This is a genomic window from Methanosarcinales archaeon (genome assembly GCA_014859725.1).
Taxonomy (GTDB): Archaea; Halobacteriota; Methanosarcinia; order Methanosarcinales; family Methanocomedenaceae; genus Kmv04.
Window position 1 is genome coordinate 1 of the sequence record JACUTQ010000160.1, and the last position, 4,780, is coordinate 4,780.

General features: G+C 42.3%; 8 protein-coding genes. 4 read left to right on the top strand and 4 right to left on the bottom strand.

Annotation, left to right across the window (positions count from 1 at the left end; all coding sequences use genetic code 11):
* The 3 genes from IBX40_11000 to IBX40_11010 form a co-directional block, all read right to left on the bottom strand.
* On the bottom strand, positions 1-221 hold a 221-nt coding region (locus tag IBX40_11000), incomplete at its 3' end, for a hypothetical protein (protein MBE0524845.1).
* Positions 178-666 (bottom strand): hypothetical protein, encoded by a 489-nt coding sequence (locus tag IBX40_11005; protein ID MBE0524846.1) that lies wholly within the window; start codon positions 664-666, stop codon positions 178-180. The genes IBX40_11005 and IBX40_11000, both read right to left, overlap by 44 nt.
* The gene (locus IBX40_11010; GenBank protein ID MBE0524847.1) at positions 654-1,580 is read right to left on the bottom strand and encodes a MarR family transcriptional regulator; all 927 of its coding nucleotides are present in this window, start codon (positions 1,578-1,580) and stop codon (positions 654-656) included. Before IBX40_11010 ends, IBX40_11005 begins: the two co-directional genes overlap by 13 nt.
* A 102-nt stretch (positions 1,581-1,682) precedes the next feature.
* Between IBX40_11010 and IBX40_11015 the strand changes: the two genes are divergently transcribed.
* A complete protein-coding gene (locus tag IBX40_11015) occupies positions 1,683-2,249 on the top strand; it encodes a hypothetical protein (protein ID MBE0524848.1) in 567 nt (188 codons plus the stop codon).
* On the opposite strand, the gene IBX40_11020 is transcribed toward IBX40_11015, so the two are convergent.
* Positions 2,156-2,641, bottom strand: a complete 486-nt coding sequence (locus IBX40_11020) for an acylphosphatase (GenBank protein ID MBE0524849.1) — start codon at positions 2,639-2,641, stop codon at positions 2,156-2,158. The genes IBX40_11015 and IBX40_11020 overlap by 94 nt on opposite strands.
* 457 nt (positions 2,642-3,098) lie before the next feature.
* Here IBX40_11020 and IBX40_11025 point away from each other — a divergent pair, with 457 nt between their 5' ends.
* The 3 genes from IBX40_11025 to IBX40_11035 form a co-directional block, all read left to right on the top strand.
* On the top strand, positions 3,099-3,797 hold the full coding sequence (locus IBX40_11025; GenBank protein MBE0524850.1) for a PD-(D/E)XK nuclease family protein: 699 nt from the start codon (positions 3,099-3,101) through the stop codon (positions 3,795-3,797).
* Positions 3,776-4,567 (top strand): hypothetical protein, encoded by a 792-nt coding sequence (locus tag IBX40_11030; GenBank protein MBE0524851.1) that lies wholly within the window; start codon positions 3,776-3,778, stop codon positions 4,565-4,567. Before IBX40_11025 ends, IBX40_11030 begins: the two co-directional genes overlap by 22 nt.
* Before the next feature lie 89 nt (positions 4,568-4,656).
* Positions 4,657-4,780 (top strand): GxxExxY protein (locus IBX40_11035; protein MBE0524852.1); only part of this gene is annotated, 124 nt, incomplete at its 3' end.

Consider the following 4,780-nt stretch of genomic DNA (forward strand, 5'->3'; position numbering starts at 1 on the left):
GTTTTTTCATCACATCCGAATCTTTCAATCAGTTCAACCAGTGTCTTAGGATTAATAGTCAGTTCCCTGATGATTCTCTCCTCAAACCATATTTCCATTTGCTCGTTTGACCTCTTTGAGATGCGATCAGCTATTGGAGTTTCAAGTCCAAATGAAGTTTTTAGTTTGTCCAGCTTGTCAGCCCGACCTTGCCAGTAATAAGAGATCGTCTTCATCATCATCTCTTTGAGTGACGCTTTTAAGAAGGAAGATATCTTCTTTTGAAATTATCCAGACTTTCAACGGCCCCTTTTCCATAAGGATTTTTGCCCGGTTGATCATACCGGAAGATAACCTGAGTTTTTTACATACGTATTCATGGAAAATATCCCACCTGAAACCATCAGCGTTTTCAAGAATCCGGGTTGCTGACATCATTCTGTATTCTGGTGTCAGCTTGCTGGTCTGTTTCTGTTTGTAATCTGATATATCAAGAGCTAAGACCAGTTCCTCTACCTCTTTTTGGGTAGATAGAAGAACATCAATATCTTTTGTAGCAGCTTTTACACCATATCGTATCATAGCAGCGCCGCCTAAGAGGTAAAGGTTAACCGATATTGTCAAAGTATTACCGACCTTTTCCAGTTCATCAAATACATACTTTTCATTAAATGCTATTCGTGCCATTTTATGTCATACTCCACTGCCTTTTGTTTGATATACAAGGGTGACGGCATGAATTTTTCTTCAGGTTGTTTCCAGGTATTTATCAGGTTTACTATGCTTTTTGCAATATCAATGCCATACTGATGTGAAATTTTAATAAACCGGTTTGAATCGGTTTTTGTTTTTAACATGTATAATATTACATAGGTCAGGTTCCTTTTATTGTATGGATCTATGGTAATTGCATGGACTGCAATTTCTTCGCATGACAGTTCCCTCAATGAATAGAAATAATGGTTCTCAGTCTGCATGAGCGGGATTATTTTTGATATTTCAGTTAATCCGGTGGGTTTTATATTTTCAAGTGTGATCGTTATGTCTGAAGCAAAAAGAAATTCAAAGCCATGGGATGCGATAAACCGACCTTGCGATGATATTTTGTTTAATGTGGATACTGCGAAGTAGGAGCAATAATCCCTTAGGAATTCTCTGATATCTTTCAGGTCCTGGGATAATTCATATTCTGTATCCCGATGGAGCACAATGGCATATTTTTTGAACGCCCTGATATTGCGACGGATCGTTGCTTCTGATATCCCGCTCTCATCCAGCAAACGAGTAATGTCTGCTTTTCCGGCAGACAGAACAGCGAAAACCTGTATGTTTGACCCAGCCAGGAGTCTCGTAAGGGGCATATAGCTTCGGTTATGAAGGGTGGTTTTGAGTTTCACAGCATGCAGGTTGCTACTCAGTCTCACATGCTTGGTGATACCTGTTTTTGAGACCTCCACAAACCCTTTATGCTGCAGGGATGTTATTAGCCTCGAAATATATCCTGCAGTAACTCCTGTGCGCTTGGCAAGTTCGCTAATGGTGGGTGAATTATCGAGAATGACTATTATGCACAGTTCGAGTTCTGAAAGTTTGAAGTCCATTATAGGTCAAAATTGTATATTAGTATATAAGTAGTTTACTAATATGATTGTTATGCATTTGTGGTTTATGTTATTCTCCTCGAGGAAAAGCTCTTCTCTAGGATGATCTACGAGACCACCACCCGACCCAGGGAGGTCCTGGAGTCCAGGATCGAGCTGTGGAACCGCAACACCGGCGAGATCACCTTCCCCAAGACCAAGGGCAAGTACAACCGCTGGACCAGGCGCCACATCCCGGGTGCGCCCAAGACCATGAAGCTAACAAGCAATACCAGCGAGATGCTGCGGCACTATATGGGCAACAGGAAGAAGGGGCACATTTTCATTAACGGGAGGAACGGGAAGCTGCTGACCCTGCGGCATTTCGAGAAGATGATCAATAAGTGGGCCAGGCTGCTGAATATCCAGAAACTTCAGTCCATCAAGCCGAGCGGCAGGGAGTATCATCTGATTACATTAATGGGACTAAGGGAGGCAGGAGAGAGGCATCATGATCTTAATGGCGGTGATCCTGATGTGTCTGCGAAGGCGGCTGGGCACAGCAAGGAGACGAAGGCGATAGGAGGTAGATACAATTATTTCTTCATTGCTTCGGCCATTCTTTCGGGTAGTGAATCAAGTTTATCATTCACACTATTAAGAACATCAAGTTTATTATTCATCCCTTGAAGCAATGTTGTATGTTCGTTCAATGAACCGGTATGATTTTCAAGTTGGATATTTATCTCATTTAATATTCCAATGCCTTTATCAAACCGTCCCATATATTCCTTAACATCATCCACTGCAATCCTGCCAAATGGTGAAGGCAGGGCGATATCTTCAATAATTTCTATGGTATCTATGGTAGTGTCTGAGCGGTCTGATTTCAAATCATGGATAAATTCGGTTAGAACAGATTCCGGTCCACGGGCCATAACTTTAACCGAACCATCAACATCATTAAAAACAAATCCTGCCAATCCTCTGGCTTTTCCATGAGCTTCGACAATCTCCCGATACCCTACCATCTGGATGTGGTCTGTTATTGTTGCATATATGCTTTTTATTGCAGCTGACATCTAATCTCTTTTTTGAACTTGTTAGTATTATAAATTTATGGTCTTTGCTTGCACGTGTGTAGTCCTGAATGTTTTGACGTAACGGAAAGCGCCGGAGCCATCCAAAATATATCGGCATAACCTCGCCATTCACAAAACCACATTAGCTTTTGAACTACACCATGCTACGCGGGAGGCTGAGTAAAAGGGGGGTAGAGGGATTCTAAAAAATGGTCCATAGAATTTGAGTAATGAACCACAAAGGACGCAAAGACAATTCTGCCTGCAGGACCCAGTGAGGTCCTAGAGTCCAGGATCGAGCTGTGGAACCGCAATACCTGCGAGATCACCTTCCTTAAAACCAAGAGCAAGTAAGTGAGTTATGAGGAAGCGCAGGAGTCGTTTGGGAGGCATCATCCGGCGTTTGTGGAGGGGGGGTGAAAAATATAAATAGAAAGTAAGAAGTCTGTGATTATATATGTTGCGTCTATACGAAATTGCTAAGAAAGCTAGATCGGGGGAAGAAGGAGCACAAAACGAAAACCTTCTAACAGGAATTTTTGTATGGGTCAACGAAAGATATCCACAGTTTTTATTAAAAATATTTGAACAATCTCATTATTTTGGGCGGATAGATGAATTTAATAAGCTAGTCTCACAGTTCGAAAAAGATGATCTACAACTAGATAGTATAGATTCTTCTTTAGATGGATCGGCAGAATTCGGTCGATTAGATGCAGTTTTCAAGGGAAAGATCTTCACATTAGGGTTAGAAAATAAAGTTGTACCAATTGCGAAGCTAAAGCCAAACGATTTACATAACCAAATAGAAAGATATTGTCAAGCAATGGAGAAAACCGAGCTTTCTTCTGAATGGTTGATACTAGTAATCACTCCTGATTCCGAATCAGATGCAAAAAAAGAGCTAGGTCCTTTTAGTAAGACTTTTTCAGACAAGGTATGTTGGATTTCATGGCAAAAAGTATGGGATATATCAAAAGATATTATTGAATCGCCTAATATCAGCAAAGACAAAAAGTTGGTCTTAGGAGAACTTAAAGGAGGACTTGAATTGGCAAACTTAAAACTTATTAAACCGAAACCCAACCGATGCAACACCGATAAAAATCCGAAAAACTACCGAAACAAAAAACCATGTTCCTTAATAAATTCCTAAAAAAAGAACACATTTCAATCCACCCCCCAGCCGGCTTGATTACCGACATCACCGACCTGGACGAGTTCAAGCAAAGACTGGGCATACGATCCAGAGCAAAAACCCTTGCAGACCTCATCAAGTACCTGGACACCCTCCCCGAACAGTCCTGGAATGTGAACAAAACCTTCCGTTCCAACTCAGGCAAGATCCGGACCGTCGGCATCTATGATAGCTTTCCAACATATGAGGACGCCACAGAACTCTTCGAACAATTCGGCGGTGGTAAGTACACCATTTTGTGCATTTCACCCAGACGCATGAAAGTGGGTTACTATGAATTCGAAGGCGAGGACAGATTCCCTGAAGAGGAAGAAGCGCCTGTACGACAAAAAAGACTCAAGCTCAAGTACAAACCCAGGGACTTCAAGGAAGCCCTCCTCCTCAAGCGGCTGGAAGAAGGGGACGAGCAGCTTATCCGCCAGATCACTGATGCAGAACTCTCCAGCCAGGGCATCCTGCGAAATGATGGCGACATGCCCGTGATCCAGCAGCAGGGAGTGGACCTGAAAGAGCATTTCGATAAGATTGAGGAGCTGAAGGAAGAGATCCACAAGCGGGATATGCAAATCATAGAAGAGCGGTTCAGCAAGGGCGGTGCCAGCGGCGGCTGGGAGTCATTCTCCCGCATGCTTGAGAGCAGTGCCGGGAAAGAGCCGGGTAAGGAAGCACTAATGTCATGGCAATTTAATTTTTTAGACATGATAGTTATGCAAATATTAAGTCTCTAAATTGAATGCTTGTCGAGGATATTTGCATTTTTTTATTGAGCAAACCATAAAAAATAAAACCACAGAGTGCACAGAGAGCACAGAGAACGATGCAATTGAATAAAATATCTGAAAAGATTATTGGGGCGGCGATTCAGGTACACAGCACTCTTGGACCGGGATTGCTGGAGGGCGCATATGAGGCTTGTTTAAAGTATGAATTGGAAAAACAGG